General features: G+C 53.1%; 24 protein-coding genes. 21 read left to right on the top strand and 3 right to left on the bottom strand.

Annotated elements, in window-relative coordinates:
- Positions 1-98: 98 nt before the first annotated feature.
- From CMUST_RS04010 to rbsK, 14 genes are all read left to right on the top strand, one after another.
- Positions 99-1,892, top strand: a complete 1,794-nt coding sequence (locus tag CMUST_RS04010; protein ID WP_047261430.1) for a peptide ABC transporter substrate-binding protein — start codon at positions 99-101, stop codon at positions 1,890-1,892.
- An 85-nt stretch (positions 1,893-1,977) separates the two neighbouring features.
- Positions 1,978-2,934, top strand: coding sequence for an ABC transporter permease (locus tag CMUST_RS04015; RefSeq protein WP_047261431.1), 957 nt, complete (start codon positions 1,978-1,980; stop codon positions 2,932-2,934).
- Entirely contained in the window at positions 2,934-3,908 is a 975-nt protein-coding gene (locus tag CMUST_RS04020) for an ABC transporter permease (RefSeq protein ID WP_083987409.1), read from the top strand. Before CMUST_RS04015 ends, CMUST_RS04020 begins: the two co-directional genes overlap by 1 nt.
- A 146-nt stretch (positions 3,909-4,054) precedes the next feature.
- Positions 4,055-6,193 (top strand): ABC transporter ATP-binding protein, encoded by a 2,139-nt coding sequence (locus tag CMUST_RS04025; RefSeq protein ID WP_201779220.1) that lies wholly within the window; start codon positions 4,055-4,057, stop codon positions 6,191-6,193.
- On the top strand, positions 6,186-7,508 hold the full coding sequence (locus tag CMUST_RS04030) for an alpha-L-fucosidase (RefSeq protein ID WP_052844520.1): 1,323 nt from the start codon (positions 6,186-6,188) through the stop codon (positions 7,506-7,508). Before CMUST_RS04025 ends, CMUST_RS04030 begins: the two co-directional genes overlap by 8 nt.
- Complete coding sequence (locus CMUST_RS04035) at positions 7,505-8,227, top strand: copper homeostasis protein CutC (protein WP_047261432.1); 723 nt, start codon at positions 7,505-7,507, stop codon at positions 8,225-8,227. Before CMUST_RS04030 ends, CMUST_RS04035 begins: the two co-directional genes overlap by 4 nt.
- Positions 8,224-9,114, top strand: coding sequence for an ROK family protein (locus CMUST_RS04040; protein WP_047261433.1), 891 nt, complete (start codon positions 8,224-8,226; stop codon positions 9,112-9,114). The genes CMUST_RS04035 and CMUST_RS04040 overlap by 4 nt, the downstream gene beginning before the upstream one ends.
- An 878-nt stretch (positions 9,115-9,992) precedes the next feature.
- Positions 9,993-10,940 (top strand): hypothetical protein, encoded by a 948-nt coding sequence (locus CMUST_RS04045; protein WP_047261434.1) that lies wholly within the window; start codon positions 9,993-9,995, stop codon positions 10,938-10,940.
- A 43-nt stretch (positions 10,941-10,983) separates the two neighbouring features.
- Positions 10,984-11,829, top strand: coding sequence for a DUF4261 domain-containing protein (locus CMUST_RS04050; protein WP_047261435.1), 846 nt, complete (start codon positions 10,984-10,986; stop codon positions 11,827-11,829).
- A 124-nt stretch (positions 11,830-11,953) separates the two neighbouring features.
- Positions 11,954-12,916 carry a sugar-binding transcriptional regulator gene (locus CMUST_RS04055; protein WP_047261436.1) on the top strand — a complete coding sequence of 321 codons (963 nt, stop codon included), beginning with the start codon at positions 11,954-11,956 and terminating at the stop codon, positions 12,914-12,916.
- An 83-nt stretch (positions 12,917-12,999) separates the two neighbouring features.
- On the top strand, positions 13,000-13,650 hold the full coding sequence (deoC, locus tag CMUST_RS04060) for a deoxyribose-phosphate aldolase (RefSeq protein ID WP_047261437.1): 651 nt from the start codon (positions 13,000-13,002) through the stop codon (positions 13,648-13,650).
- A 1-nt stretch (position 13,651) separates the two neighbouring features.
- Positions 13,652-15,013 carry an L-fucose:H+ symporter permease gene (gene fucP, locus CMUST_RS04065; protein ID WP_047261438.1) on the top strand — a complete coding sequence of 454 codons (1,362 nt, stop codon included), beginning with the start codon at positions 13,652-13,654 and terminating at the stop codon, positions 15,011-15,013.
- Positions 15,006-16,004, top strand: a complete 999-nt coding sequence (locus CMUST_RS04070) for an aldose 1-epimerase family protein (RefSeq protein ID WP_047261439.1) — start codon at positions 15,006-15,008, stop codon at positions 16,002-16,004. The genes fucP and CMUST_RS04070 overlap by 8 nt, the downstream gene beginning before the upstream one ends.
- A 5-nt stretch (positions 16,005-16,009) precedes the next feature.
- Entirely contained in the window at positions 16,010-16,912 is a 903-nt protein-coding gene (gene rbsK / locus CMUST_RS04075; protein ID WP_047261440.1) for a ribokinase, read from the top strand.
- A 98-nt stretch (positions 16,913-17,010) separates the two neighbouring features.
- On the opposite strand, the gene CMUST_RS04080 is transcribed toward rbsK, so the two are convergent.
- Positions 17,011-17,415, bottom strand: a complete 405-nt coding sequence (locus CMUST_RS04080) for a hypothetical protein (protein ID WP_047261441.1) — start codon at positions 17,413-17,415, stop codon at positions 17,011-17,013.
- A 160-nt stretch (positions 17,416-17,575) separates the two neighbouring features.
- On the opposite strand from CMUST_RS04080, the gene CMUST_RS04085 reads away from it, so the two are divergent.
- Positions 17,576-18,244, top strand: a complete 669-nt coding sequence (locus CMUST_RS04085; RefSeq protein WP_047261442.1) for a DMP19 family protein — start codon at positions 17,576-17,578, stop codon at positions 18,242-18,244.
- 9 nt (positions 18,245-18,253) lie between these two features.
- Complete coding sequence (locus CMUST_RS04090) at positions 18,254-18,775, top strand: DUF4240 domain-containing protein (RefSeq protein WP_047261443.1); 522 nt, start codon at positions 18,254-18,256, stop codon at positions 18,773-18,775.
- A gap of 99 nt (positions 18,776-18,874) precedes the next feature.
- On the opposite strand, the gene CMUST_RS04095 is transcribed toward CMUST_RS04090, so the two are convergent.
- Positions 18,875-19,750 carry a hypothetical protein gene (locus CMUST_RS04095; RefSeq protein WP_236690154.1) on the bottom strand — a complete coding sequence of 292 codons (876 nt, stop codon included), beginning with the start codon at positions 19,748-19,750 and terminating at the stop codon, positions 18,875-18,877.
- 279 nt (positions 19,751-20,029) lie between these two features.
- Positions 20,030-20,605 carry a DM13 domain-containing protein gene (locus CMUST_RS04100; RefSeq protein ID WP_047261445.1) on the bottom strand — a complete coding sequence of 192 codons (576 nt, stop codon included), beginning with the start codon at positions 20,603-20,605 and terminating at the stop codon, positions 20,030-20,032.
- 404 nt (positions 20,606-21,009) lie between these two features.
- Between CMUST_RS04100 and CMUST_RS04105 the strand changes: the two genes are divergently transcribed.
- The 5 genes from CMUST_RS04105 (at position 21,010) to CMUST_RS04125 (ending at position 25,901) form a co-directional block, all read left to right on the top strand.
- Positions 21,010-22,491: a methylmalonyl-CoA carboxytransferase subunit 5S gene (locus tag CMUST_RS04105; protein ID WP_047261446.1), complete on the top strand. Its 1,482-nt coding sequence runs from the start codon at positions 21,010-21,012 to the stop codon at positions 22,489-22,491.
- A 9-nt stretch (positions 22,492-22,500) separates the two neighbouring features.
- Positions 22,501-24,057, top strand: coding sequence for an acyl-CoA carboxylase subunit beta (locus CMUST_RS04110; RefSeq protein WP_047261447.1), 1,557 nt, complete (start codon positions 22,501-22,503; stop codon positions 24,055-24,057).
- Positions 24,058-24,075: 18 nt separating this feature from the next.
- Positions 24,076-24,336, top strand: coding sequence for a hypothetical protein (locus tag CMUST_RS04115; protein ID WP_047261448.1), 261 nt, complete (start codon positions 24,076-24,078; stop codon positions 24,334-24,336).
- A gap of 15 nt (positions 24,337-24,351) precedes the next feature.
- Positions 24,352-24,714, top strand: a complete 363-nt coding sequence (locus CMUST_RS04120) for a biotin/lipoyl-containing protein (RefSeq protein WP_047261449.1) — start codon at positions 24,352-24,354, stop codon at positions 24,712-24,714.
- Positions 24,715-24,818: 104 nt separating this feature from the next.
- Positions 24,819-25,901 carry a S1 family peptidase gene (locus CMUST_RS04125; RefSeq protein ID WP_047261450.1) on the top strand — a complete coding sequence of 361 codons (1,083 nt, stop codon included), beginning with the start codon at positions 24,819-24,821 and terminating at the stop codon, positions 25,899-25,901.
- The last annotated feature ends 1 nt before the right edge of the window (position 25,902 follow it).

Here is a 25,902-nt window from a genome sequence, read left to right on the forward strand (position 1 = left end):
GTTCTTTCACGTGACTAACATTTCAATCACACGGTCATTTCCCTGCTCAGCTGGAACTGCCTCGTGCCAAAGTTCTCACAGAAAACAGGAGAAGAACAATGCGACGTTTCTCTCGCTCTCGTCGAGTCATTGCTCTGCTCGCCGCAACAGCATTATTCGGTGTCACAGCCTGTGGCGGCAGTGCGGACAACGCCGGAAATAGCGGCTCAGCCAGCGGTGGCGCTGCCAACAATTCCGTATCCATCGCCTTAAAAACCCCAAGCTGGATTCTGCCAATCAGCGCGCCGGGCCACACCCAAGGCGAAAACTCACTGTTCATCAACAACCTGTACTCGCCACTGTTCAACTACGACCTCAGCAGCGACGCGAAGTACAACATCAACGAAAAACGCTCCGTAGCAGAAATTCCAGAAGTAAGTGACGATGGAATGACACTCACCATCACGCTGAAAGACCGCAGCTGGAATGATGGCACCCCGATCACAACCAAAGACATCGAATTTTGGTGGCGGCTGGTCAACGCCAATAAGGAATCGTGGGCCTCGTATAAGAAAGGTCATTTGCCCGATAACGTCACCGAATTCAAAGTAATCGATGACCGCACCTTCAGCCTGACCACCGACAAGGCATATTCGCCAGCATGGTTTATTGGAAACCAACTGGGCAAGATGGTGCCGTTGCCAAAACACGCGTGGGATAATGATGATCCCGAATCAGGCGGCGATAAGGACCTATCCGCTACCGACGAAGGTGCAAAGAAGGTATTTGAACAGCTCACCGCCGCATCGAAGGACACATCTAGCTATGCGACGAGCCCTCTGTGGAAGACCATTTCCGGCCCATTCGCGGTAGACAAATTCGTGTCAAACGGTGAAGTTACCCTCGTTGCTAATAAAGACTACAGTGGCGAGGATAAACCATCCCTTGACTCAATCGTGTACAAACCATTTACCGGTGACGATGCCGAATTCAACGTTCTACGCTCTGGTGGTGTTGACTATGGCTACATCCCAGCAGGTGCGATTAATCAAAAAGACTTCATCGAATCAAAAGGATATACCGTAAGCCCGTGGTACGGCTGGTCTATCACCTACATGCCGTTTAACTTCAATAACCCCACAACTGGGGTGTTGTTCAAGCAAAAGTACCTGCGGCAGGCAATGCAACAACTCATTGACCAACCAACCCTATCCAAGGTGGTTTGGCAAGGAACCGCAGCCCCAACCTGCGGCCCAATCCCACAGAAACCCGGATCTGATGGGTCGATGGAAGGCTGCGCCTATAAGTACGATCCTGAAGCTGCGCGCAAACTCCTAGAAGAACACGGCTGGGACACAAATGCTGGTGTTGCTACCTGTACTGATTCCAGCAAGTGCGGTGAGGGCATTGCTGAAGGCACCAAACTCAGCTTCAAGGTAACCAGCCAGTCTGGATTCTCAGCCACATCGAAGATGTTTGAATCACTCAAGTCTGAATTCGCCAAAGTGGGCATCGAACTCAATATTCAGGAAGTGCCTGATTCAGTATCGGTAACTCAGAAATGTGAGTCCACCGATCCAGGGTGCGACTGGGATCTATCCTTCTTTGGCTCCCAATCATCGTGGTACTTCCCGGTTTATGCCTCCGGTGAGCGGCTCTTTGCTTCCGACGGCGCGGTTAACCTCGGTAGCTACAACGATCCGAAGGCTGATGAATTGATTGAAAAGACGCAGTTTGGTACCGACGACAAGGCTATGGACGAATACAACGCCTATCTCGCCGAGGAACTGCCTGTTCTGTGGATGCCGAACCCGGTTGCACAAACGTCTGCGTACAAGAGCAATATTTCGGGCATTGATCCGCAGGACCCAACCCTTGGAATGTACCCACAAGACTGGAAAATAACCCAGTAACGGTGCACTACCTTATGCGTTAGGCGTCGAAAAGCAAAAATTTCGGCGCCCAACGCCCACCAAAACCAGCCCAAGGAAAACGGAGATGACTCGCTACCTTTTGCAGCGTTTCCTGCAAGCACTTGTCGTGGTGCTGCTAGTCACGCTTATCACCTTCACTATTCTCCACCTCTTGCCCGGTGGGGCGGCGCGCGCAGCGCTGGGAAAGGAAGCAACCCAAGCGCAGATCGACGCCTTCAACGCAGCCAACGGTTTTGACCAACCGTTACCCTTGCAGTACCTAAGCTATCTCGGCCGGTTGTTTACCGGCGATTTAGGATACTCCACCCAAATGAACCAGGAGGTTTCGCAGGCAATCGCTCAGCGGATGCCAAAAACCATGGTGCTATCGCTCATGTCAATCTGCATAGCGGTCACCTTCGCCGTGCCACTTGGTGTTTTCCAAGCCGTCAAACGCAACAAAGCTGCCGACTATATCGGTACCGTTTTCGCCTTGCTTGCGTATTCAACTCCGCTTTTCTTCCTCGGGCTGGTTTTCATCATCATCTTCTCGCAAAAATTAGCTATTTTGCCGCCCGAAGCGCCCCAGGGATACACACTCGGCGAGGTTCTTTCCGACTTCAAAGCTCTCATTTTGCCTGCAGTAACGCTCGCGGTAGTCACCATGGCTGCATATTCGCGCTACGTTCGATCCTCAATGATCGATAACCTCAACGAAAACTACATACGCACTGCACGTGCCAAAGGCTTGAGTGAATCCCGCATCATTTTTGGACACGCGTTACGCAACAGCTTATTTCCCATCATCACCTTACTGGGCATGTATCTTCCCGCGTTATTCAGCGGTGCACTGGTGGTGGAATCACTTTTTAACTATCCCGGCATGGGATTGATGTTCTGGCAGGCAGCTCAACATCGGGACTACCCAGTACTGCTGGCGGTCACGGTCATTGTCTCCTTAGCAACGGTGTTAGGAAACCTGCTAGCTGATATCTGCTATGCCATCGCTGATCCCCGTGTTCGTAGCGGAGGTAAAAACTAATGACAACAACACACGAACCACCGCACAACAACTCACCAGTGCGGGCAGCAGAAGATGCCACAGTAACCGCAGCTACCGATGATAAGGTAAAGCTGCAACAAAACAATCATGATGACTCTGAACCTCTGCGTAGCTCCGTGCGGCAAGGCCTTGAGGTATTCATGCAAAACCGCTTGGCGGTAGCTGGTGCGGCAATCATTCTTTTGCTCACTTTGTTCTGCTTTGTCGGACCGTTTATTCACCAAACCGACCAGGTTCATACCAACCTCGCTGACGCGTATCAGGACCCAGGTGGTCCGCACCCACTCGGTACCGACGGGGTCGGTTATGACACACTCGGTCGGCTAATGGTGGGTGGTCAAACGTCGATCATCATTGGACTATCGGCCGGATTGCTCGCCACATTCATCGGCACCATTTGGGGTGCGACCGCAGGCTTCCTCGGCGGCTGGATTGATGCCGCCATGATGCGCATAGTCGACGCATTGATGGCCATCCCCGCCCTGTTCTTATTCATGCTGATCGCCACCATTGTCACCCCAACAGTTGGGCTTTTGGTTATAATCATCGGGGCATTCGCTTGGCTAAACCCAGCACGTCTTATCCGAGGGGAAGCAATCGCACTCAGATCGCGTGAGTATATCGTTGCCATGCGGGGTATGGGTGGCGGATCGGTACGTGCAGTGCGTAGCCATATTGTGCGCAATGCAATCGGTACGGTCATTGTCAATGCCACCTTCCAGGTCGCCGATGCGGTGTTGTATGTGGCTTACCTGTCATTTTTGGGACTGGGCGTGCCGCCACCTGCAGCTAACTGGGGCGGAATGCTGTCTTCCGGTTTGGCGGAGGCGTATTCCTCACATTGGTGGTTACTCTACCCGCCAGGTGTGTTAATTATTTTGCTGGTGATCGCCTTTAACTTCGTGGGCGATGGTCTCCGAGATGCCTTTGAAGTGCGGTTACGCAGAAGGTAGTTAGAACAGTTGGCTCTGAGATCACAGGCACACTGGATTGGTTTGTATGGCATGTGGTCTTAGGGGAGATGGCTTAAAACTGCTGCGGTGAGTGCTTGCTAAGACTAGTAATCCTGCTTAAACGATGTCGTTCTTAGCCAAAAGTCATGGCAGAAGTTCCAATTTACAGTGAATGGTGGAAGCTAGAAATGAACACTGGTGAATACAGCCCGATCGCTCAGGCGAACTCAGGTGGTGTTGAACCGCTTTTGAGCTTGCGTGACCTGGAGGTCAGTATTGCTGTACGAGGTGGCAGCGTGCGCCCGCTCCAAGGGGTCAATCTCGATATTTATCCTGGGGAAACCGTCGGTATTGTGGGCGAGTCTGGAAGCGGCAAGTCCATGACCGCCTTGGCCCTTATGGGATTATTGCCTCCCGGCGGCATGGTCAGTGGTGGTGAGATGCGGTTTGCCGGTGCCGATTTGCTGGGGCGCAGCGAGACAGAAGTTAAGCGTTCGCGGGGGATGGATATGGGAATGATCTTCCAGGATCCATTGACCTCCCTTAACCCCACATTGACCATCGGCGTGCAACTGATGGAACCGCTGCGGTACCACACCGACTTGGATAAAAAGCAATGCTACGACCGGGCAATTGAGGTTTTGAAAAAGGTTGGTATGCCTCGACCTGAGCGGGTGATGCAAGAGTACCCGCATCAACTGTCGGGCGGTATGCGGCAGCGGGTGATGATCGCTATTGCGTTGATCTGTCAACCGAAGTTGCTGATCGCCGATGAACCAACGACAGCCTTGGATGTGACTACCCAGCGTCAGATTCTTGACCTAATAGATTCACTCAAACAGGAATTTAATACGGCGGTCATGCTTATCACCCATGACATGGGTGTGGTGGCTGGCCGGACTGATCGCATTGCGGTGATGTACGCCGGGCGCATAGTAGAAACAGGTTCCACCCGCGCAATCTTTAGAAAACCGCAACACCAATACACCCGATCGCTGATTGCGGCATTGCCGGAACAAGCACGCAGAACCGGTCAACGTTTGTATACGATCGAAGGCCGACCACCCAGCCTACGAGGAAACATTCTCGGGTGTGCCTTTGCCGCCAGATGCCCACGATCAGAAGCGGTATGTTTTAGCCAACAGCCGCACTTCCGTTCAACGTTAAAAGATCAACCCGGGCATATAGTTGCCTGCCATTTTCCAGCCGGGCCACCACTGATCACCGAGGATGCGACTAGCGTGATGGAACTGAAGGACACCACCGATTCGCGTCCGTTGTTGGAGGTGGAAAATGTGGTCAAGGAATATCCAGCATTTAGTAGTGGGATCTTTCGGCGTCGGATTGGTTCAGTCCATGCGGTAAGTGATGTTTCCATAAGCGTGCGAGAGCATGAGACTCTAGGAATCGTCGGGGAATCGGGTTGTGGTAAATCCACCTTAGGTCGGCTGATCGCGGTTTTAGATGAATTAAGCTCCGGTACAGTTACATTCAATGGTGCTGATATTGCAGGTGTGCGGGGTGGGCGTCGAAAAGCTCTGCACCGCGATGTGCAAATGATGTTCCAGGATTCGGCCGCCGCGATGGACCCACGGATGCGCATTGATTCCATTCTCACGGAACCGTTGTCGATTCAGGGCATAGGAACCAAAGAACAGCGCCTGGAGAAAGCACGCGAGCTGCTGGCTGCTGTTGGCCTGGGAGAAGACGCACTAGCGCGCTATCCGCACGAGTTCTCTGGTGGACAATTGCAACGCATTGGGTTGGCCAGAGCGTTAGCGCTTGATCCGAAGCTAATCGTGTGTGATGAGCCGGTTTCTGCGTTGGACGTGTCGGTGCAAGCGCAGGTGTTGAACCTCATGCGGGATCTTCAACAACGGTTGGGATTGACTTATGTATTTATTTCCCATGACCTGTCAGTTGTGCGTTACGTGTCTGACCGCATTGGGGTGATGTATTTAGGAAAACTTGTGGAGATCGGACCGGCCGATGCGGTTGTCGATCATTCGAGACACCCTTATACCAAGGCGTTGGTGGAGTCGATTCCGGTGGCTGATCCGGATCGGATAAGCGACGACACCATCGTGTTGCAAGGCGAGCCCGCCAGTGCGATCAATCCGCCAGAAGGCTGCCGGTTTAAAACACGCTGCCCATTCGCCACCGCAGAATGCGGGACCGAACCCGAGTTGCGTGACAACGGGGCCGGGCATTTCGTGGCCTGCCACCATCCGCTTGACGTGATGAAACCGACGATCTCGCCAGAGGGAGAAGCTTGCTGTGCTTAATTTCGAATTACGTACCGGCCCGGTTTTCTCCCCAGCACCACGCTATCCCGATGTGACGGTTCCGGACTGGTGGCGGGATATGAAACTGGGGGTGTTTGTGCACTGGGGTATTTACTCCGTGCCCGCCTGGGCTGAAGTAGACGATGGCAACTATATTCCTCCCGAGCACTCCTATGCTCATCATCACTATGCCGAATGGATCGGCAATACCATGCGCATTCCGGGCAGTTTGGCGGCGGAATACGTCGCTGAGAAATACGGGTTTGGCACCAGTTATGAAGATCTGGCCGACCATTTCGATGCTTCGCTTTTCGACGCCACCGCCATCATGCGGACTTTCCGAAGCATTGGCGCGGGCTATGTTATCCCCACAGCGAAACACCACGATGGTTTTTGCCTATGGGACACCAAAACCACCCCGTTTAACACGGTGAATCGCGGCCCCAAACGTGACCTCATTAGCGAGTTTGCTCGCGCGGCACGTGCGGCGGATCTTAGGGTCGGCCTCTATTATTCCGGGGCGTTGGACTGGCATGTGAGCGATTTTCCACCTATCCAAAGCAATCGCGAATTATTTGTCTATCGGCGCAATGATGCGGCGTTTGCGAAATATTGTGCCGAACAAATAGACGAGCTTATTTCCACGTTCCGCCCGGATATTTTCTGGAACGATATCGAATGGCCAGATGCTGGTAAGGGCGTTGACGAATTTGGGCTAGCCGCAGTGCTGCGTGATTACCTCACGCAGGTACCAGCCGGGGTTGTTAATGATCGATTCGGAATTCCGGTCCACGGCCATTTAACCCGGGAGTATTCCGACGTTGAAGAGATTATTGACCACCCATGGGAGGCAACCCGGGGGTTGGGTGCGTCTTTTGGCTATAACCAACAAGAAAGCAACGAACATGTGCTCAGTGCCCCGGAATTGGTGAAGCTTCTCGCGCATACGGTTGCGCGCAATGGGAATTTGCTGCTGAATATCGGATTGGATGCGGCAGGACGAATCCCAGAAATATATATCCCCACACTCAACGGGCTAGCTTGGTGGATGGACGCTCACGGTGATGCGGTCATCGGCACCCGCCCATACCGCGGTCTGGGGGAGCCGAACAATCATTGGGCTGCAGTGACCAAAAACGATGAGGTATTCATCTACCTCATGCAGCCAGAAACGGGCGAAATACCGGGGCTCGACCACGCATTATTCACCCTAGACGGCAGGCCAGTTGCTGAGGTGCTTCCAGACGATCAACGGGGGTTGCCGGTTGCCGTGCTGCGCGCAGCCCACGCCTATAACTCAAGGGGTGCACTATGACCAAGATAGAAATTGCCGTCCAGAACGTAGCAGGTGCCCGCATTGCTTTTAACGCCGGTGCCGACCGAATCGAACTGTGCCAAGCGCTCCACGCAACCGGCGGCCTGACCCCTTCCAATGCGACGATACGCGCCTGCGTCGACGTGGGCATAGGCGTCCACGTATTAATCCGCCCCCGACCCGGTGGGTTTTGCTACACCCACGATGAGGTAGCCCTCATGGCAGAAGAAGCCCGCGACGCCATCTCCTGCGGGGCCGCTGGCATCGTGATAGGGGCGGCGCTACCGGACCGCACCTTGGACACAGTGGCACTAGAAAAACTAGTAACAGCGGCAAATGGTGCATCAGTAACCGTGCACCGGGTTTTCGACACCTTGACGGACCGGGAAGCTGCGTTGAAAACCTGCTCCGAACTCGGCATTACCCGGGTGCTTACCTCCGCTGGCGAGCATAGAGCCGTCGATAAGCCTGAGCTTCTTAAGGAACTCGCGTCGGCATCGTCGGGTGTAGAGATCATGGCTGGTGGTGGGATAACCCCGGCAAATGTCGAACTACTACGTGATACGGGTGTCCATGCCATTCACGCATCTTGTAGTTCTATCGGGCCAGATACCGGCCCAAGCGGCCCTGGAGGCGGAGAACAGCATACCTACATCACCGACCGCGAAACAGTAACGGCACTAGTAAAATCCGTACGAACCTGGAAAACCAGATCATGAGCACTCAGACCATTCTTGGCATTGACATCGGCGGCACCAAAACCGCATATATCCTGGTTGATGAAACTGGTGCGATCATCGCTCGGCATCGTCACGACACAACCGACGCCGCCGCTATGGTAGCGCAGATCGTCGAATACGTGGGGTTTCTTCACCCATACCCAGCCGCCATCGGAATTGGCACCACGGGAATTGTTGACCCAAAGCACGGGAAAATACTCGCAGCATCCGACGCCATTTCCGGTTGGTCCGGGTTCCAACTGCGGACAATATTGGAAGCAAAACTTGGAATCCCAGTAGTCGTTGAAAACGACGTGAACGCCTTTCTCCTCGGCGAATTCAGTCACGGCGGGCATGGCACCAACAATTTGCTCGGCGTCATGTTGGGTACCGGCGTTGGTGGTGCTGTGCTCTATAACGGCACTCTCATTAAAGGCGAATCGGGGGCTGCGGCTGAAATAGGCCACATGCCTGGTTTCGGCGACCTTCCATGCACCTGTGGCGGCTTTGGCCACCTGGAAACCCGGTCAGCAGGTCGTGCGATTGCAAAACGCTACACTGAGCGCACCGGAATCGCAGCCACCACGCAAGATGTGGCACAATCCGCTCGTGCTGGGGATACTGATGCGTGTGAAGTGCTTTATGACGCAGGTTTTCAGCTCGGCAAAGCACTCTGCATGGCGGCCACGCTTTTCGACGTCACCACCGTGGTCATCGGCGGCGGCGTACTGGGCGCATGGGACATCCTCCAACCGGCATGCCATGATGCGCTCGAAACCTACCCGCTGGTGACGGGCAAGAACATAGCCATTCGGCACGCCCAAGTTGGTGATGACGCGGTTGCCTTGGGAGCCATATTCGCAGCGCGCGCAGCGATAACCGGTTAAGGAACAAATGTGGTGGATAGTTCGCTGGTTGGACACACTGTAGACATCAACGAGCATTTCATTTGTGTACCACACTGCAACGCCATCATCTAGTCCGATTGCTGGTGGAAGCAATCCCCGAGTAATCACACCAGCGAATACTTTGGTGTGGTCTTCCACCGTGTCGTAGTGCGGGGCAACACCCTCCCTGCAGGATCTGCAAACCACCCTGCATAGGGAGACAACGTCCCAAAGAAGTCATTCAAACACGCCTTCAACCAGCAGGCTGCACCAGCGCTTATTCCAGTAAGCACAGTTCCATGTTCATGTCACCCGCGCAAGGCGGTATCGGGTCCATGTAGTCGCCATATGGTGAGCAAGTAGCGGTGGGCGAACTCGACTGATTCTGTATGAGGGTGGGGTGTCCGGTGTTCCTGGGGCGGATGGGTCGAGTTGGCGGTTCCTGGGGGGGTGTTCTGAAAACTCACTGACCGGGGGTTTGGGGCTTTGTCTGCTCGTTGGCTCGACTTTTGTGTGTGAAACCGGTGGTGTGGCCTGTCGTGGTGGCGAATGAGTCGAGTTGGTGGTTTCAGCGGGGTGCTGAGGCTCAGCTGGGTTTCTTTTGTGCGGTGTGGTGGGTGAACTCGACTGATTTTGTATGAGGGCGGTGTGTGGGGTGTTCCTGGGACGGATTAGTCGAGTTGGCGGTTTCGAACTTGGGGATTCTGGTGTGGGTTCCGTTCCTGGGGAGGGTTTGTGGGGTTTATCCACAGATACCCCCGGACCCACCCGGGTTTTCTGTGGCGTGTGTCATGTGAAAGTGGGGGTTATCCACAGGTGTGGGATGATGATGCGGTTTCCCGTGACACGGGTAGGTGTGGTGTGTCAGGATCACAGACATGAGCCGTTTCACCGCTAGTACTCCTGCCTGTTATGAGGTTATGCAGGGTTTATGTCTTTTGGGTGCGTTGGTTGGGGAGCTTGTGTATCTCCGGTGTGGTGACCACCGTGTGGCTGGGTGTGTTCGGTTGTGTCCTACCTGGGGGGTTGCGCATGATCGGTATGTTCGGTTGTTTCCGAGTGTGCGTAATATTGTGCGGTGTTATGCCACGATTATCTCGGCGCGTAGTGCGGTGTTGACGGGGACGGCGGCTGCGTGTGTGTTAGGGATCCCGTTTCTGGGTAATACCAGCAACCTGAAAACCATTTATCTAACATTGCCGGGGCGGATGAAACCATCGGCGCGTTATCAGTGGGGTGCTCACGTGACTTATACCGCCCGGGTATTGCCGGAATGCGACATTGTGTATGAACATGGGATCCGTGTCACGAGTATCGCCCGGACGTTTCTCGATCTTGTGGTGCTGGAATCAGAGGAGATGGCGGTGTCGTTTATCGAGGCGGCGTTTTATCTGAAACGGGCATCGAAAACCCAGATCACACGGGAGCTTATGCGCATGCCCGCACTCCACGGTAAGCCTCGTGCGTTACGGTTGGTGGCCGCCACCCGGGAAAACAGCGAAAGCTTATATGAAACCAAAGCCCGGTTGATGGTTGAGTATGCGGATCTTGACTGTGTGGAATCTATCGAGACTCAAGTGCCGGTACGGTGTGGGGGCACGACGTACCGGATTGATATGGTGATCAATAAGTTCTTAGGGGTGGAGATCGATGGTAGGTGTAAAACCAAAGATAATCCGGTTGCGCTGATCAACGAACGGTTTCGGGAGAAACGCATCCAAAATCAGGGGTATATCATCATCCGCTACCACCCCGATGAACTGACCAGTGCTTTCCTCACCGACATCACCAGAATCCTCACCAACCACAAACGTCAAGCCGCTTAAAACAGCTAGATACACCAGCCGGGATTGGATAAAATTCGAGGCTATGTTGACACAAGATTTAGCTGGGGGCCCGGTAGGTGCAGGGGCGTTTACGGTTGATTTTTATTGGGGGGCGCACCCTAAGCGGGGGTTGGATCTTTCACCTGTTGTTAAAGAACTAACCGAAACGTGTGCTATTGGCACAATTAAAGATACTGGTGGGACGCTGCTTTTGGAAGGTTTTGGCGAGAAATACGGAAGTCTCATGCCCCCGATGCTCATGTTTAGCGACATTACAGAAGTTGACGACCCTGACACGATCATCGATTCTTTCGAGCGCACTCAACTATGGCGGCTAGGTGGTCGTGAGGATGAAGCGCTAGCGTTGATGAACTTCACCATGGGAATGACCGAATTGCATATGCCGTATGCATCGGCTGATTTTCCGCCGGTTGCGCGGCTGGAAGTGTATGCGGCGGCGATTCGTGGTGTTATCCGATCCTTGCGCCCTGATGTGGTTCGGATTGTTCATTCCGGGGATGTGTATTTTGGCTCGGAGATGCTTCAGTCGCTAGAGGATGAACAGTTCCAGCCAGCGCAATTGGCAGTCAATATTCGTAGTTTTAATGTTGCTGGAAAAGCCCAAGGCGAGTTTTTAATGGATTCGCTGGGCGCATATCTGTTTGATTTACCGGATGTGCAAGTGCATGCACACACAGTGGATCAGGACGAAGTGGCTGGCTTGGTTTTTGGCATCGTGCATTATGTGTTGGATGAAGGGGATGTCTTTAACGACGGCGATACTGTTGGGGTGGAGGAATACAAGGTGCAACATGAGATGTCGTTGGTTCAGCCGCCGCGAGAAGTCATTGATGTGCATTTCGGAGAATTCGCGGCAGGAAACCGGTGATGTCTGCCTTTTGCCGAATCAGGTGATACATAACTGTACTGCGTATAGATGCGCGCGGTAATTACCTCCATATCTGCGCCTGTGAGTAGCTGATTGGGTACGGTTATGCGCTATTGTCACTTTTATGGACGATCGTGATTGGAAAGCAATTGATGCCGCAAAGTTGTACTACCAATTAGACCTTTCGCAGTCGGAGATCGCTGAAAAGCTCAAAGTTTCACGTCCTACGGTGTCGAAGTTATTAAAGCGTGCGCATGATCGGGGGTTCGTGCGCATAGATATTATTGATCCGCGTGAGGTGGGGTCGGATCGCTCGCGTGAGTTGTGTGCGCGGTTTGGATTGGTTGAGGTTCAAATTGTCACTGGACAACCACGTGACCGCAATGATTTGTTGTTGGGGCTTGGCAGGTTAGGGGCGGAGATGTTGCAAGGTCTGCTGCGCGATGGTGATATTTTGGGTATTAGCTGGGGAAATACCATGTATGCGGTGGCGAAGCAGCTGGAGCGGCAGAATCTTAGGGGGGTTCAAGTTGTTCAGTTAAAGGGCGGGATGTCACATAGTGACAAGGCGACGAATGATTTTGAAACGATGGATTTGTTCTGTCGGGCACTTAATGCCACGGCGAATCTGTTGCCGTTGCCAGCGGTTTTTCGTAATGCTGAGGTAAAACGGTTGGTGGAGCAGGAACCGCATATCCGCGACATTATGAAGGCGGGGCGGGATGCGAACATCGCGTTGTTTACGGTGGGGGCAGCTAACCCTGATTCGATATTGTTCCAGTTAGATTACTTCACAGAACAAGATAAGAAAGTAATAATTGAAAAGTCTATTGGTGACATTTGTTCCCGCTGGGTTGGCCGGGATGGGACTGTGAGTGTGCCGGAGATTGATGAGCGAACCGTGGGTATTTCTTTACCTGAGCTTAAGCGAAAGCATACGCGCATATTAGTAGCAGGGGGATTGGATAAGGCGGAGGCTATCTGGGTGGCGCTGCGTGCGGGCTTTGCGACGCACTTGGTGGTCGATTCTGACACGGCGGCGAAGTTGCTGGAATTAGAGGTGGCTGAGGAATCGTCGAAAAGCTAAAACTATGTAAAAGTCACTATTGACAAAATTTCCTCCTTTGGTAGCGTAAAGGGTGAAGTAATTCATTACCAAGGAGAAATGTGATGCGTAACTCACTTTTGATCGATCACACCTTGCTTGCCGCTACCGCGCACCAACGCGAGGTAGAAACCCTCATCGATGAAGCTAAACAGCACGGCTTTGCTTCCGTATGTGTTAACCCAGTATGGGTGTCTTTTGCTGCCGAGCGCTTAGCCGAATCACCGGTAAAGGTCTGTACTGTCATCGGTTTTCCGTTAGGTGCCAACACGTCAGCGGTTAAAGCCTTCGAAGCGGAGGATGCCATTCAAAACGGCGCCGAAGAACTCGACATGGTTATCAATATCGGTGCAGCACGCGCCGGTGACTGGGACACTGTCGAAGCAGACATCCGCGCCGTTGTCCACGCTGCGGCAGGGCGAGCACTGGTTAAGGTCATCATTGAAACTTGCTACCTTTCGGATTCCGAGATTGTGGAAGCGTGTCGACGAGCACAGGCAGCAGGTGCTGATTTCGTGAAAACATCAACCGGCTTCGGCACGGCGGGAGCTAAGAAAGACCACGTTGCGTTGATGCGCGAAACGGTCGGCGACGCTCTCGGCGTTAAAGCATCCGGCGGAATTAAGACTGCAACTGATTTCGCAGCCATGGTGGCTGCAGGAGCTAATCGAATCGGCACCTCAAATGGTGTCGCGCTACTTGTGGGGGTGAACTAAAATGCCGTTCGGAGTTATTCCTAATCATGCGATCCAAGAACGGGACGGCTATCTCGATCGCACACCGTGGTTTCAATTCATTTTGATCTCGATTTGTTTCCCCATGTGGGGTGCAGCTGCCAGTCTCAATGACATCCTGATTACGCAATTCAAGTCGATTTTTACCCTGTCGGATTTCGCCTCGGCATTCGTCCAATCGGCCTTCTACGGTGGTTATTTCATCATCGCCATCCCGGCGTCGCGAATTATCAAACGATACAGCTATAAACTAAGCATCCTCATTGGGTTGTCACTGTATATCGTCGGATGTACCCTGTTTTTCCCAGCATCCCATATGGCTACCTACAGTGTGTTCCTGGTAGCTCTGTTCGCCATCGCGGTGGGTTTAAGCTTTTTGGAGACTTCCTGCAACACCTATTCAACGATGCTTGGGCCCAAGAAAACTTCCACCCTGCGGCTGAATATCTCCCAGACCTTCTATCCGCTTGGTTCCATCCTGGGTATCCTGCTGGGCAAGTACCTGGTATTCACCGATGGTGATGCGCTGCATCTGCAAATGGAGTCCATGAGCCACGATGAAAAAGCATCCTTTGCCCAGGAAATGCTGCAACGTACCCTCCAGCCCTACCAATTCATCATCATGATCTTAGTGGTTTTGCTGATCATCGTTGCTCTAACCCAGATGCCCACCTGTAAACCGCTAGCTGATGAAAACCATGTGGCTAAAGCCTCGATCGGCGAAACCTTGTCTTACTTGGCATCTAATGCGAAATTCCTGCGTGGTATCGCGGTGCAATTCCTCTACGTTGGTATGCAAACCGCTGTGTGGTCTTTTACCATTCGGCTGGCTTTAAACCTGGATGAATCCTTGAACGAGCGCTCCGCCTCCACTTTCATGATTTGGGCATTCGTAGCATTCTTCTTGGGTAAATTCTCTGCCAATATTCTCATGACCAAGTTGAATGAAAACGTCGTTTTGATTCTGTACTCGGTGCTAGGGTCCTTGGCCTTGGTCTATGTCATGTTGGTTCCTAACCTCACCGCAGTCTATGCCGCAGTGCTGGTCTCTGGGCTTTTTGGCCCATGCTGGGCAACCATCTATTCCCGTTCCCTAGACGCAATTGAGGATAAACGTCACACCGAAACTGGTGGCGCAGTGATCGTCATGTCGATTATCGGTGGTGCGGTTGTGCCTCTTATCCAGGGCTTTGTTTCCGACACAATCGGTTCCTTGCAATTCTCCTTCGTAGTTAACCTCGTGTGCTTCGTGGCGGTATTGCTGTACTTCCTTACGTTGTGGCGGGAAGAAAAGACCAGCGCGCCTATCGTTTCTGACCATAAAGGAGAAACCGCTCATGTTTAAGCTTCCACTCAGTAAGGAATGGTTTACGCTCGAACCCCGCACGCTTGTGACTCATGAGGAATTCATCGTCACTGGCTGGCAGTATCCCAGTGGCGTAGCGGCAGTGAAAATCGAAAATTCCAGGGGCAGTATTGAAATCCTGCCGTTTATGGGGCAAATCATCTGGGACGTGGTGTTTGATGGTGTGTCGCTAACCATGAAAAACATGTTTAACGAGCCGAAACCTGCCGATATTATCGTTGATACCTATGGTTGTTTCGCTTTCCACTCCGGCCTACTCGCCGCAGGTTGCCCCGCACCCGATGACACCCACCCACTTCATGGTGAGTTTCCGTGCGCACCGTTTGAATCCGCGTGGATCGAGCTTGTCGACGACTCCGTCGCCGTTTCCGGCACCTACGAATACGTTCAGGGCTTCGGCCACCACTACGAGGCCACCCCGACCGTACGACTTGGACGTGGCGAAACCGAATTCGATATCGACCTTGAGGTGACAAACCTATCGGAATACCAGCCGATGCCGCTGCAGTATATGTGCCACATGAATTACGCATATGTACCAGGGGCAACCTTCGGCGGCACTCTCCCCGACGACGCATTTAAAATCCGACGTAGCATACCCGCTCACGTACACCCCACTCCACAGTGGCAGGAATTTATCGACGAGCTGGCAACTACCTCGGCCTACACCACGCTGACCGAACCAGAACGCTACGATCCTGAGATCGTATGGTTTGCCGAAGACCTCCCGCAGTACGGTGCCGAAGTTGAAGTCACGATGGATACATTCTTCGCGAGGTTTAACTCTGAAGAATTCCCGGTAGCAACCAGGTGGGTGCTGTATAACCCGGATCAGCAGGTGGCTGCATTCGTTCTGCCAGGTACCTGTCGGCCGGAAGGCTATAATGCCGCCGAAGCTGCCGGAACACTGATTAAGCTTGCGGCTGGCGAAACGAGGAAGTTCCACGTCCGCACCGGAATGAAAGGATAACCACAATGACCATCGCAGTCATTGGCTCCAATATGGTGGATCTGATCACCTACATTGATCGGATGCCAGACCCCGGGGAAACCGTTGAAGCCCCTGATTTCCAATTGGGATGCGGCGGTAAAGGAGCCAACCAAGCAATCGCCGCCGCCCGCAACGGTTCGGAAGTGCTCATGGTAACCCGGGTAGGTAATGACGCTTTTGCTGCCAATACCAAGGCGAATTTCGCCGCAAATGGTATCGACACCACTTATGTTTTAGATACCGACACCACCAGTGGAGTGGCCCCCATCTTCGTGGATAAAAACTCCCAGAACTCGATTCTGATTATCAAAGGCGCCAACGCCAAACTAAGCGCTGCCGATATCGACCGGGCAAAAGCTGATCTGGAGAAGTGTTCGCTTATCATCCTGCAGCTAGAGATTCCGCTGGAAACCGTGTATTACGCCATTGAACTGGGCAATCAACTTGGCATACCCGTCTTGCTTAACCCAGCACCAGCCACACCCGGGCTTGAGCTTGACCGAATTACTGGGTGTGACTACTTCATGCCCAATGAAACGGAGCTGGCCCTGATCACCGGCATGCCGGTCGATACTTTGGAAGAAGTCAAGGAAGCCGCCAAGACATTGGTTAATGCTGGAATTACCAATGTGGTGGTCACCCTTGGTGCCCGAGGCGTGTATTACTTAACCGAGTCCGGTGAAGGGGAAATCCCACCATTTAAAGTTGACGCGGTTGACACCACAGGAGCTGGCGATGCCTTTATCGGCGCGTTTGCTCACGCGGTTGAAACAGGGCTAGATCTTAAGGGTGCGTTGACCAAGGCGGCGTTCTACGCTGCCGATTCCGTGACAAAACGCGGCACCCAGTACTCCTATGCGTATGCGAAAGATCTCGATTTTCCTTAAGTCACCTTCCCGTGTGCCATACGGTAACTGTTAAAAGCCACGACAATCCCTACCTTAGGGCAGCGGGTTGTCGTGGTTTTTGTTTATTCCCTGACGTGCTATGCATTCGTGCGGATTCTGGTGTCTATGACCTGCGGCAATGCAGGTAGCCAGTGTCGATCCGCGCGGGTAACTCGACCTTTTCGTGGTTTGGTGGGTGGTTTCGGGGCAAAGGGGAGGTAAAAGTCGAGTTGGATCAACGGGTACCGGGGTAGCTGTGCCTGAGCATAGGGTTTGGGGAGAGGATTGTTCGGTTGGTTTTCGGGCGTAGGCCAGGTGATGGTGTGCCCAGGCTCGTTCTTGGGGTGGGTTTTGATGGTGCGGATTCTGGTGTCTATGACCTGCGGCAAGACAGGTAGCCAGTACCAGTCCGCGCGGGTAACTAGACCTTTTCGTGGTTTGGTGGGTGGTTTCGGGGCAAAGGGGAGGTAAAAGTCGAGTTGGATCAACGGGTACCGGGCCAACAGCTAATGAGTGGTGGGGTATGTGGAACTTGGTCTAGAGAAAAAGTAGGGCGGGAAATGAACTTCTGTATCATCAAAACCGCGGGCTATTAGCGTATTACCCACAATCGTTGTAAGTCAGATGCGCGCGTATTCTTAGGCGGGACACCAAGGAGGAGACATGCTGGCAGGATATAAAATCGCCGACGTCACGGTGATCGAAGAAGCGATAGAAATCATGTTGGAAAATGGGATGGTGGTGACCGAACCCTTATCCAGGCATGTGACATTAGAGAAAGCAACTAAGGCTCAATTATCCCAGTGGGAAAAGACTCCAGAAGGTTTCGGACTGAACTGGCCGGAAATCAAACCACCAACCCCAAACGGAATCATTGATGTGCTGTATTGTCTGCAAAACTCGCTGTATGATGCGGCAGAAAACCGGTGGGAATCGGTAGGGCGGGATCTCACACAATTAAGCACCGATGACCAACAACTCGTCGCGCTGTATCTGATGGAGCTTGAAATCAACCACGGTGGGTTCCGGGCGTTCTTCGAAAATGGAGGCACCACAATCTATGATCTCGCGCTCGCCGCTTTAACCCGGATGGGGGCGAATGAAACTATCACATTGTTAGAGGCAATGATGGGCATAATCACCCCAGCCATAACGATCGCTCAGTCCGATGATTCCCGCGACGTCATGGAGGTCATTCTCGCAACACTTACGGAACAGGACGACAACGCTTTAGAGGAATTGGAAAAGAGATTCTGGGATTATCCCGAAAACCTCCCCGCGCTGGTGGTGGCGACCTATAGTGATGAGGTTATAAGGAACAACCACACGTAAAGGGAGAAAATGACAGAATCAGAGTTTTGGGACCTCATCGAATCCTTCGACTGGGACGAGCTTGGCGACGATGAAGCGGTGGTGGAACCGGCCGTCGAAAAGCTTGCGGCAGGAACGGTAGACAACATTAATGCTTTTACCGAACACTTGCACCGCTTTTTATACACACTCGACACCCGCGAACACGCCCGCTACGCATACCTAGGCGAAGCCGATCCCGATAACGGCGACGATTATATTTCGGCTGACGACTTCCTCTATACCCGATGCGTCGTAGTGGCAAACGGCCGCGAATACTACGCCGGAGTGTTCAACGACCCGAGCCAGATGCCGCGCGAAATGGAATTCGAACATCTGCTATATGTCGCGCCAGATGCGTATGAGCGCAAGACCGGCGATGACTACGACTATGCCAGTGGCTGGGACTTCGAAAGCTTCAGCAATAAGGAAGGCTGGGCACCGAACGAAAACACCCGTCCGGGGATAATGACCGGGGAAAAGGTCCCACCCGGAAACCGTCGGCCGGTGTAATCCCTGCAATAACCTTCCTGAGGTTTTCAACAACGAAAATCCACACCAAGCACCGCAGCGAGGTTCCGGTCACACTAACCGCGGTGCTTTTCCAAGCCTCTACCTAGTATCCGCTGCGGCCTGCACCCCCTGCGCCGTTAACTCTAGATACCATTTTCCCGGCGTACTGCGATGCGCCACAGTGCTGACTTTAACCAAACCATGTTGTTCCAAATCTCTGGCGCTGGCTAACACATCGTCCAATGACAATTCCGACACATGACTAACACGCTTTGCAAAAACTTGGATTCCGCACACAGCACCCAAAACCAACAACGTTTGTATTAACAGGGGATTATTCCCCCGAGTGACACACTGCCGTGCGTCATTTGACACCGGAGTTACAGCACCATCAAGTGCGCGAAGTGCCCGATTACGCCCTTCTAATGCATAGTCGGTTATTCCTGCTTTTAAAAAAGCAGCAACAAACGTACTAAAAAACGCAGCTGAAAAAAGCGGGATCAACCACGGCGGTGCCTCCGGGAGAAACACAGGCATGCCGAAATAAGCTCCAGCGGTGGCTAACACCGGACCTACATTTGGTAGAAAAGCCGCCGCAAATTTCGTAGAAATGGTGCGATACACCCGCGAACGTGACCGAGAACCGGGCGAAAAATCAAGGGTATTGACATTCATCCCTGCCCCAGGATTATTCGGCACTACAGCACTAAGTAATATCAATGCCACCACAAACGCAACAATCCCCAAAAGCCACTGCCCACTGGGGATTGCGAACATCGCAAGAGCAATAGGAAACGATGGTATTGTCAGCCGGGAACGAGGAACATCCAAACCTGCGCGCCGGATCAACTCGGTCTTTCGTTGGGCTGCTGTAGGCGACGATACGGGGATGACGCGGTCGTTACTACTCAACGACATTGCTTTAATGTCGTTTGGAGTAGCGCTGTTTTTATCTGCCGCTGAAGATGACATCATTTCGTCCATGCTTTGCCTAACCTAGCGATCCTTATGGTGTTTTTCCTGTGGCAGCTATGTTGTTGCACATGCTTAGCAGCTTTTGTATTACGGTAGCGTATGTGGGACGTTAGTCTCAATGGTTGATTTATTTTGTCAAGTTGGATCACCAGACTGCGCGCGTCGATTCAAAAAAGGGAAAGCCGAATTGAGGTTTTACCATAGGTAAAAGGTAAAAAACCATAACACCTGATACAGAATCAGGTGTTATGGTTTGCTAAGTGCGATACGTGTGGTTTCCTATACTTTTTGCAGGGCTGCGGCACCGAAGCTAACGCCGAATTGCTCGCACCACAGATCAACAGTTGGCCAATCGCTCGGGTTGAAATCGGCAGGTAGATCATAAACTTGGTTGCCGACGTTGCCCTTGATTGTGCCTAGCGAAAGGTGCGGGTGGTCTTTTGCGGTGGTCCAACCGGCAACGCCCTCAACGACAGGTCCTTGGGAAAACCACACTTTTACGTCGGGGCCATTGGAGGTTGCGAGGTTTTCCAGGGCTAACTGGTGGTTTCCGTTGGGTAGTTTGAACACCAATGCGCGACCAGTGGTTTCGTGCTCGTGGGAGATGAAGTCCCCTTGGGCGATGAGAACCGGCGTGGTGGGGGTGTCGTTCGACTCGGCTGTGGCATTGTTTGGTGTTTCGTTGGAACCAGGTTCGGACTGCGCGGTCGTTGCCTGGGCAGTCTGGGCTGTGAAATTTGGGATTTCGTCGTTGACCTCCTTGTCCACAAACAACAGCCATGGTTTGAAAACCGCGATTGCAATAGCCAATGCAATCACCGCTAACGGGGCACCAAACTTAACTACCTTTTTCATACTGATTGACCTTTCTTATGTATCCTTCGGATCTGCATAGGTCAACGCGGTGCGTAAATTGTCTATTCCCGTAGTTTTTAAAATTTTTTTACGAAGAGCTATGGTGCAAGCCGTAGATGGGGTCATCGAGCAGGTTCAATGGTGGATAAGAGGGATAAAATGTGCGATTGTTCACTTTTGAACCGTCACGTGATTGCCCGCTCATGTCCGGTTAGGGTGTGACGGGGGTAGGGGAGGTGAAAAATTGTGCAACAATCTGAGGGATTGAGCAGCGCAGATTTTTTGGTCGGGCATAGGCTTTGGGAAAAACATGGGTTGAATGTGTAAAAAACCAAAAGAAACGGGTGCAAAACTGGACAAAACCGAACATGCGGAAAGTGGAAAACTGCAATAGTCTTGGACGTATGAGTCCACGAAAAATTGGAGTGACCGAAGTTGCGCTCCGTGATGCACACCAGAGTCTATTTGCCACCCGTATGGCCTTGGAAGACATGGTGGATGCTTGCGAGGATATTGATAAGGCCGGTTTTTGGTCGGTTGAGTGCTGGGGCGGTGCGACATTCGACGCCTGTATCCGTTTCCTCAACGAAGATCCTTGGAAGCGTCTGCGCACCTTCCGTGAGCTGATGCCTAATTCCCGGTTGCAGATGTTGCTGCGCGGGCAGAATCTCTTGGGCTACCGCCACTACGAAGACATGGTGGTGGATAAGTTTGTGGAAAAGTCCAAAGAAAACGGGATGGATGTGTTCCGGGTGTTCGACGCTTTGAACGATCCACGCAACCTGGAACGCGCCATGAACGCGGTGAAGAATGTTGATGGACATGCCCAAGGCACTATCTGCTACACCGTTTCACCACTACACGATGTCGAAGGTTACGTAAAGCAAGCAGGGCAGCTGCTGGATATGGGTGCAGATTCCATCGCGCTGAAAGACATGGCAGCGTTGCTTAAACCACAACCTGCCTATGACATCATTCGGGGTATTAAAGAAACCTACGGTGAGGATACCCAGATCAACGTTCACTGCCACTCCACAACTGGCGTGACCTTAGTGACCTTGATGAAGGCCATCGAAGCAGGTGCTGACGTGGTAGACACCGCAATTTCTTCCCTGTCGTTGGGCCCTGGTCATAATCCGACCGAGTCGCTGGTGGAAATGCTGGAAGGGACCGATTACACCACCGACCTGGATATGGATCGGCTGATTAATATCCGCGACCACTTTAAGAAAATCCGCCCGAAGTACAAGGAATTTGAGTCCAAGACATTGGTTGACACCAATATCTTCCTCTCCCAGATTCCAGGCGGCATGTTGTCGAATATGGAGTCGCAGTTAAACGCGCAAGGTGCAGGCGATCGCATCGACGAAGTGATGGCGGAAGTGCCGCTTGTGCGCAAAGATGCTGGCTACCCGCCACTAGTTACGCCTTCCTCGCAGATCGTTGGTACTCAGGCGGTATTCAACGTCCTCATGGGGCGCTACAAGGTTATGACGGCTGAGTTTGCCGACTTGATGTTGGGCTATTACGGCGAATGCATCGGCGAACGCGACCCAGAGTTGATCAAGCAAGCCGAAGCTCAAACTAAAAAAGAGGCCATCACGTCTCGGCCAGCGGACTTGCTGGAACCTGAATGGGACACCCTGCGCGACGAAGTCGCGAAACTGGAGGGCTTTGACGGCAGCGATGAGGATGTGTTGACAAATGCATTATTCCCAGGTGTTGCCCCAGGATTCTTCAAGACCCGCCATGAAGGCCCAAAGAATGTGGGTATCGATCCGGCTAAGGTGAAGAAACGGGATAATGAGCCGGTCTTAGAGCCGATCACCTACCAGGTAACCGTGGGTGGCCGCACCCAAACTGTTCGCGTCGAGCCAGCTGAATAAGGAGACATAATGGCTAACGAACCAACAATGGCCCAGCGCCTTGAGCAGCTGGCGGAAGCACGCAAAAAAGTTGAACTTGGCGGCGGTCAGGCAAAGCTGGATAAGCAGCATGAAAAGGGTAAACTCACCGCCCGTGAGCGAATCGCAGCGCTTGTCGACGAAGGTACGTTCCACGAAACCGGCATGTTTGCCACCCACCGCACCACACATTTCGGCATGGATACAGCGGATGCCCCAGCTGACGGTGTGGTGACTGGTTCTGGCGCGGTATTTGGTCGGCCACTACACATCGCCTCCCAAGACTTCACTGTGATGGGTGGTAGTGCTGGGGAAACCCAGTCCAATAAGGTTGCCGCGATGATGGAGGCCTCGGCTACTACTGGCACCCCGTTTGTGTTTATTAATGATTCCGGCGGTGCCCGCGTCCAGGAAGGCATTGATTCCCTGTCTGGTTACGGCAAAGTGTTCTATCGAAACGTCATGCTGTCTGGCTTGGTGCCGCAGATCTCCATCATCGCAGGGCCGTGCGCGGGTGGTGCAGCGTATTCGCCAGCACTGACTGATTTCATCATCCAAACCCGCCAGGCAAACATGTTCATTACTGGCCCGGGCGTTATTAAGTCGGTGACCGGCGAGGATGTGACATCCGAACAGCTCGGTGGCGCAGATGCCCACATGATGAAGGCCGGCAATATTCACTTTGTGGCTGAAGATGATGAGCAGGCAATCCTAATCACCCAGAAGCTTCTTAGCTTCCTGCCGCAAAACAACACCGAGGAACCACCGGTGGTTGACCCAGATCCGATTGTTGAACCTGATCCGTACTTGCGCGATATTGTGCCGGTTGACGGCAAGAAGGGTTACGACATTCGGGAGGTCATCGCCCGGATTGTCGACCGTGGCGATTTCCTGGAGGTTCAGGCCGGTTACGCACAATCGATTGTGGTGGGCTTCGGCCGGGTCGTCGGTCGCACTGTCGGTATCGTCGCCAATCAGCCAAACGTGATGTCGGGTGTGCTTGACATCAATTCCTCCGACAAGGGTTCGCAATTTATTCGCTTCTGCAACGCCTTTAATATCCCGCTTGTAACGCTTGTCGACGTCCCGGGCTTCATGCCTGGCGTGGCTCAAGAGCACGGCGGTATCATCCGCCACGGAGCAAAGATGCTCTACGCATATTCTTCTGCTTCGGTACCAAAGATCACCGTTGAATTGCGTAAGTCGTATGGTGGCGCTCACCTGGCCATGTGCTCTAAGGACCTAGGCGCAGATCGCGTATTTGCCTGGCCGACCGCCGAGATCGCTGTGATGGGCGCTGAGGGTGCCGTTAATGTGGTGTTCCGCAAGGAAATCGAGGAGGCGGAAGACCCAGCCGCTAAGCGGGAAGAATTAATCCAGCTGTATAAGGAAACCTTCTCCACGCCGTTTATGGCTGCTTCTCGTGGTTTGGTCGATGACATCATCGACCCGGCTGAAACGCGCAAGCACATCGCAGATGCTCTGGAAGTTCTCGCCAATAAGCGGGTTACCCGGCCGCACAAGAAGCACGGCCTCATGCCGGTGTAATAAGGACTGAAAGTAACCATGAGTGAATTATCAAACCAAGAGCTTGCCCAGTTGGTGGCTCAGCTTAGCCAACGCCTGGATAAGGCGGAGGCGGAGCTCATTGAGTTGCGTAAGCGATCGGATGCTTCCATTCCCGAAGATGTGGTTGTCGCCATTTCTGCGGCGGTGAGTGCGTTCTTAGGAAACAAAGGCCGTGTCAAAGCTGTGCGCTATTCCCGCCACCGTACGTGGGCTGCGCAGGGTCGTCAGAATGTCCAGCAGCGGATGCTGGGTCTGTAGAACAGGATTTACAATATGAAACTCAACGTAACCGTCAACGGTATTGCGTACTCCGTCGAAGTCGAGGTGGAGGAAGAACAGCGCCAATTAGGTGCCATCGTATTCGGTGGCGGTGCCGCCACGATTCATTCGGAGCCTGCTACCGCCTCCGTGCAAGGTGTGTCCGCCAACGCTGTGGTCGCGCCTTTGGCCGGTTCGGTCTTTAAGATTTTGGTCAATGAAGGTGACGAAATTGAGGCTGGACAGGTGTTGTTGATTTTGGAAGCTATGAAGATGGAAACCGAAATCACTGCCCCTAATTCCGGCGTGGTCAACACCATTCACGTCGCTGTTGGTGACTCTGTCCAGGGCGGACAAGCCCTGGTGGAAATTAACTAACCTAATTCGGGGTAGATGTGGAATTTTTCGGCCGAATTTCGTGGCATGATAACCAAGGTCAAACTTTTTTCATCCACCCTTGATTGGTAAAGGAACCCCAGCACATGCGTAGAAAACGTACTACTCGCAGCCTCGCCCTCTCGGCTTTTATCACAGGATTGGCTTTGAGTACAACACCAAGTGCTGGGGCTTTCACTTTGCCAGCCCCTTCCGCAGCATGGGAACAAGCCGTCAAAGACTTGGAGGCAGCCGGAATCGCCGTCGATCCGAACACCATCGATCCACAGCTTATTGAGGACGCCGATAAGGCTGTCGCCGGGCATAACTACAATATGGAGCGACTCATTGCTGAGTACACCGGTAACGGTGCTAAGTCGCAGCCGGGCGATGAAACTTTGAAGAAAGTCGGCGAGGAATACCGACCGATTTTGGATGGGCCAAACTATCATTGGCGGCACGATGCTTTTTCCAAGGTGATGGCACAGCGCCCGTTTGCTGACCGGGTGCTACACCGGGTTCCTGGTTCGTGGTTCGATGCGCCGGACACCCCACTGGAGTCAGTTTTCGTCGAGCGGGAAGGCAATTCGCTCTATGGGCCTTCCACTCCGGTGTATGTGGATAATAACCAGTTGTGCACCATCGCGGCCACCGGTGTGGATTCTCAAGGCCGTAAGGTGGCGATCACCGCTGGCCACTGCGGTAAGGTAGGTGCCCCGGTGATGTCCGCCGATTCGTGGCGTGTCGGTAAGTCCGGCACGGTTGTAGCCCATGGTAAAGATTTGGATTATTCCGTCATTGAGCTTGGTTCCAACGCCAAGATTTCCCGCAGCTACAACGGGGTGACCGTCAATGCTGTCGGTGGCGGTAAGCCCGGCAAGTGGAAGCGCGTATGTAAGACGGGTGTTGCTACCGGCACCACGTGCGGCATGGTGTGGGACGCGGATGATCGCGCTAGCATCAGCCAGGTCTGCGCCATGCAGGGTGATTCCGGTGCGCCGCTTATGGAAGGCGACCGCTTGGTCGGCATGGTGTCTGGTGGTGTTATCCCTAATTACGCTTTAGCGTGCCGCAACCCATGGCAGGGTGATGCCTTTATGCCTACCGTTTCCACCAATATGGATGCGGTCATCAGTGATATCAACGCCAAGGGTGGGGTAGGCGCCGGCTTCACCTTGCCTACGGAGTAAT

Source organism: Corynebacterium mustelae (assembly GCF_001020985.1).
Lineage (GTDB): Bacteria > Actinomycetota > Actinomycetes > Mycobacteriales > Mycobacteriaceae > Corynebacterium > Corynebacterium mustelae.

Bases quoted from the DNA above. Each gene is read 5' to 3' on its own strand.
- CMUST_RS04010 (WP_047261430.1), top strand. From the start codon at position 99: ATGCGACGTTTCTCTCGCTCTCGTCGAGTCATTGCTCTGCTCGCCGCA.
- CMUST_RS04015 (WP_047261431.1), top strand. From the start codon at position 1,978: ATGACTCGCTACCTTTTGCAGCGTTTCCTGCAAGCACTTGTCGTGGTG.
- CMUST_RS04020 (WP_083987409.1), top strand. From the start codon at position 2,934: ATGACAACAACACACGAACCACCGCACAACAACTCACCAGTGCGGGCA.
- CMUST_RS04025 (WP_201779220.1), top strand. From the start codon at position 4,055: ATGGCAGAAGTTCCAATTTACAGTGAATGGTGGAAGCTAGAAATGAAC.
- CMUST_RS04035 (WP_047261432.1), top strand. From the start codon at position 7,505: ATGACCAAGATAGAAATTGCCGTCCAGAACGTAGCAGGTGCCCGCATT.
- CMUST_RS04040 (WP_047261433.1), top strand. From the start codon at position 8,224: ATGAGCACTCAGACCATTCTTGGCATTGACATCGGCGGCACCAAAACC.
- CMUST_RS04045 (WP_047261434.1), top strand. From the start codon at position 9,993: ATGAGCCGTTTCACCGCTAGTACTCCTGCCTGTTATGAGGTTATGCAG.
- CMUST_RS04050 (WP_047261435.1), top strand. From the start codon at position 10,984: ATGTTGACACAAGATTTAGCTGGGGGCCCGGTAGGTGCAGGGGCGTTT.
- CMUST_RS04055 (WP_047261436.1), top strand. From the start codon at position 11,954: ATGGACGATCGTGATTGGAAAGCAATTGATGCCGCAAAGTTGTACTAC.
- deoC (WP_047261437.1), top strand. From the start codon at position 13,000: ATGCGTAACTCACTTTTGATCGATCACACCTTGCTTGCCGCTACCGCG.
- fucP (WP_047261438.1), top strand. From the start codon at position 13,652: ATGCCGTTCGGAGTTATTCCTAATCATGCGATCCAAGAACGGGACGGC.
- CMUST_RS04070 (WP_047261439.1), top strand. From the start codon at position 15,006: ATGTTTAAGCTTCCACTCAGTAAGGAATGGTTTACGCTCGAACCCCGC.
- rbsK (WP_047261440.1), top strand. From the start codon at position 16,010: ATGACCATCGCAGTCATTGGCTCCAATATGGTGGATCTGATCACCTAC.
- CMUST_RS04085 (WP_047261442.1), top strand. From the start codon at position 17,576: ATGCTGGCAGGATATAAAATCGCCGACGTCACGGTGATCGAAGAAGCG.
- CMUST_RS04090 (WP_047261443.1), top strand. From the start codon at position 18,254: ATGACAGAATCAGAGTTTTGGGACCTCATCGAATCCTTCGACTGGGAC.
- CMUST_RS04095 (WP_236690154.1), bottom strand. From the start codon at position 19,750: ATGATGTCATCTTCAGCGGCAGATAAAAACAGCGCTACTCCAAACGAC.
- CMUST_RS04100 (WP_047261445.1), bottom strand. From the start codon at position 20,605: ATGAAAAAGGTAGTTAAGTTTGGTGCCCCGTTAGCGGTGATTGCATTG.
- CMUST_RS04105 (WP_047261446.1), top strand. From the start codon at position 21,010: ATGAGTCCACGAAAAATTGGAGTGACCGAAGTTGCGCTCCGTGATGCA.
- CMUST_RS04110 (WP_047261447.1), top strand. From the start codon at position 22,501: ATGGCTAACGAACCAACAATGGCCCAGCGCCTTGAGCAGCTGGCGGAA.
- CMUST_RS04115 (WP_047261448.1), top strand. From the start codon at position 24,076: ATGAGTGAATTATCAAACCAAGAGCTTGCCCAGTTGGTGGCTCAGCTT.
- CMUST_RS04120 (WP_047261449.1), top strand. From the start codon at position 24,352: ATGAAACTCAACGTAACCGTCAACGGTATTGCGTACTCCGTCGAAGTC.
- CMUST_RS04125 (WP_047261450.1), top strand. From the start codon at position 24,819: ATGCGTAGAAAACGTACTACTCGCAGCCTCGCCCTCTCGGCTTTTATC.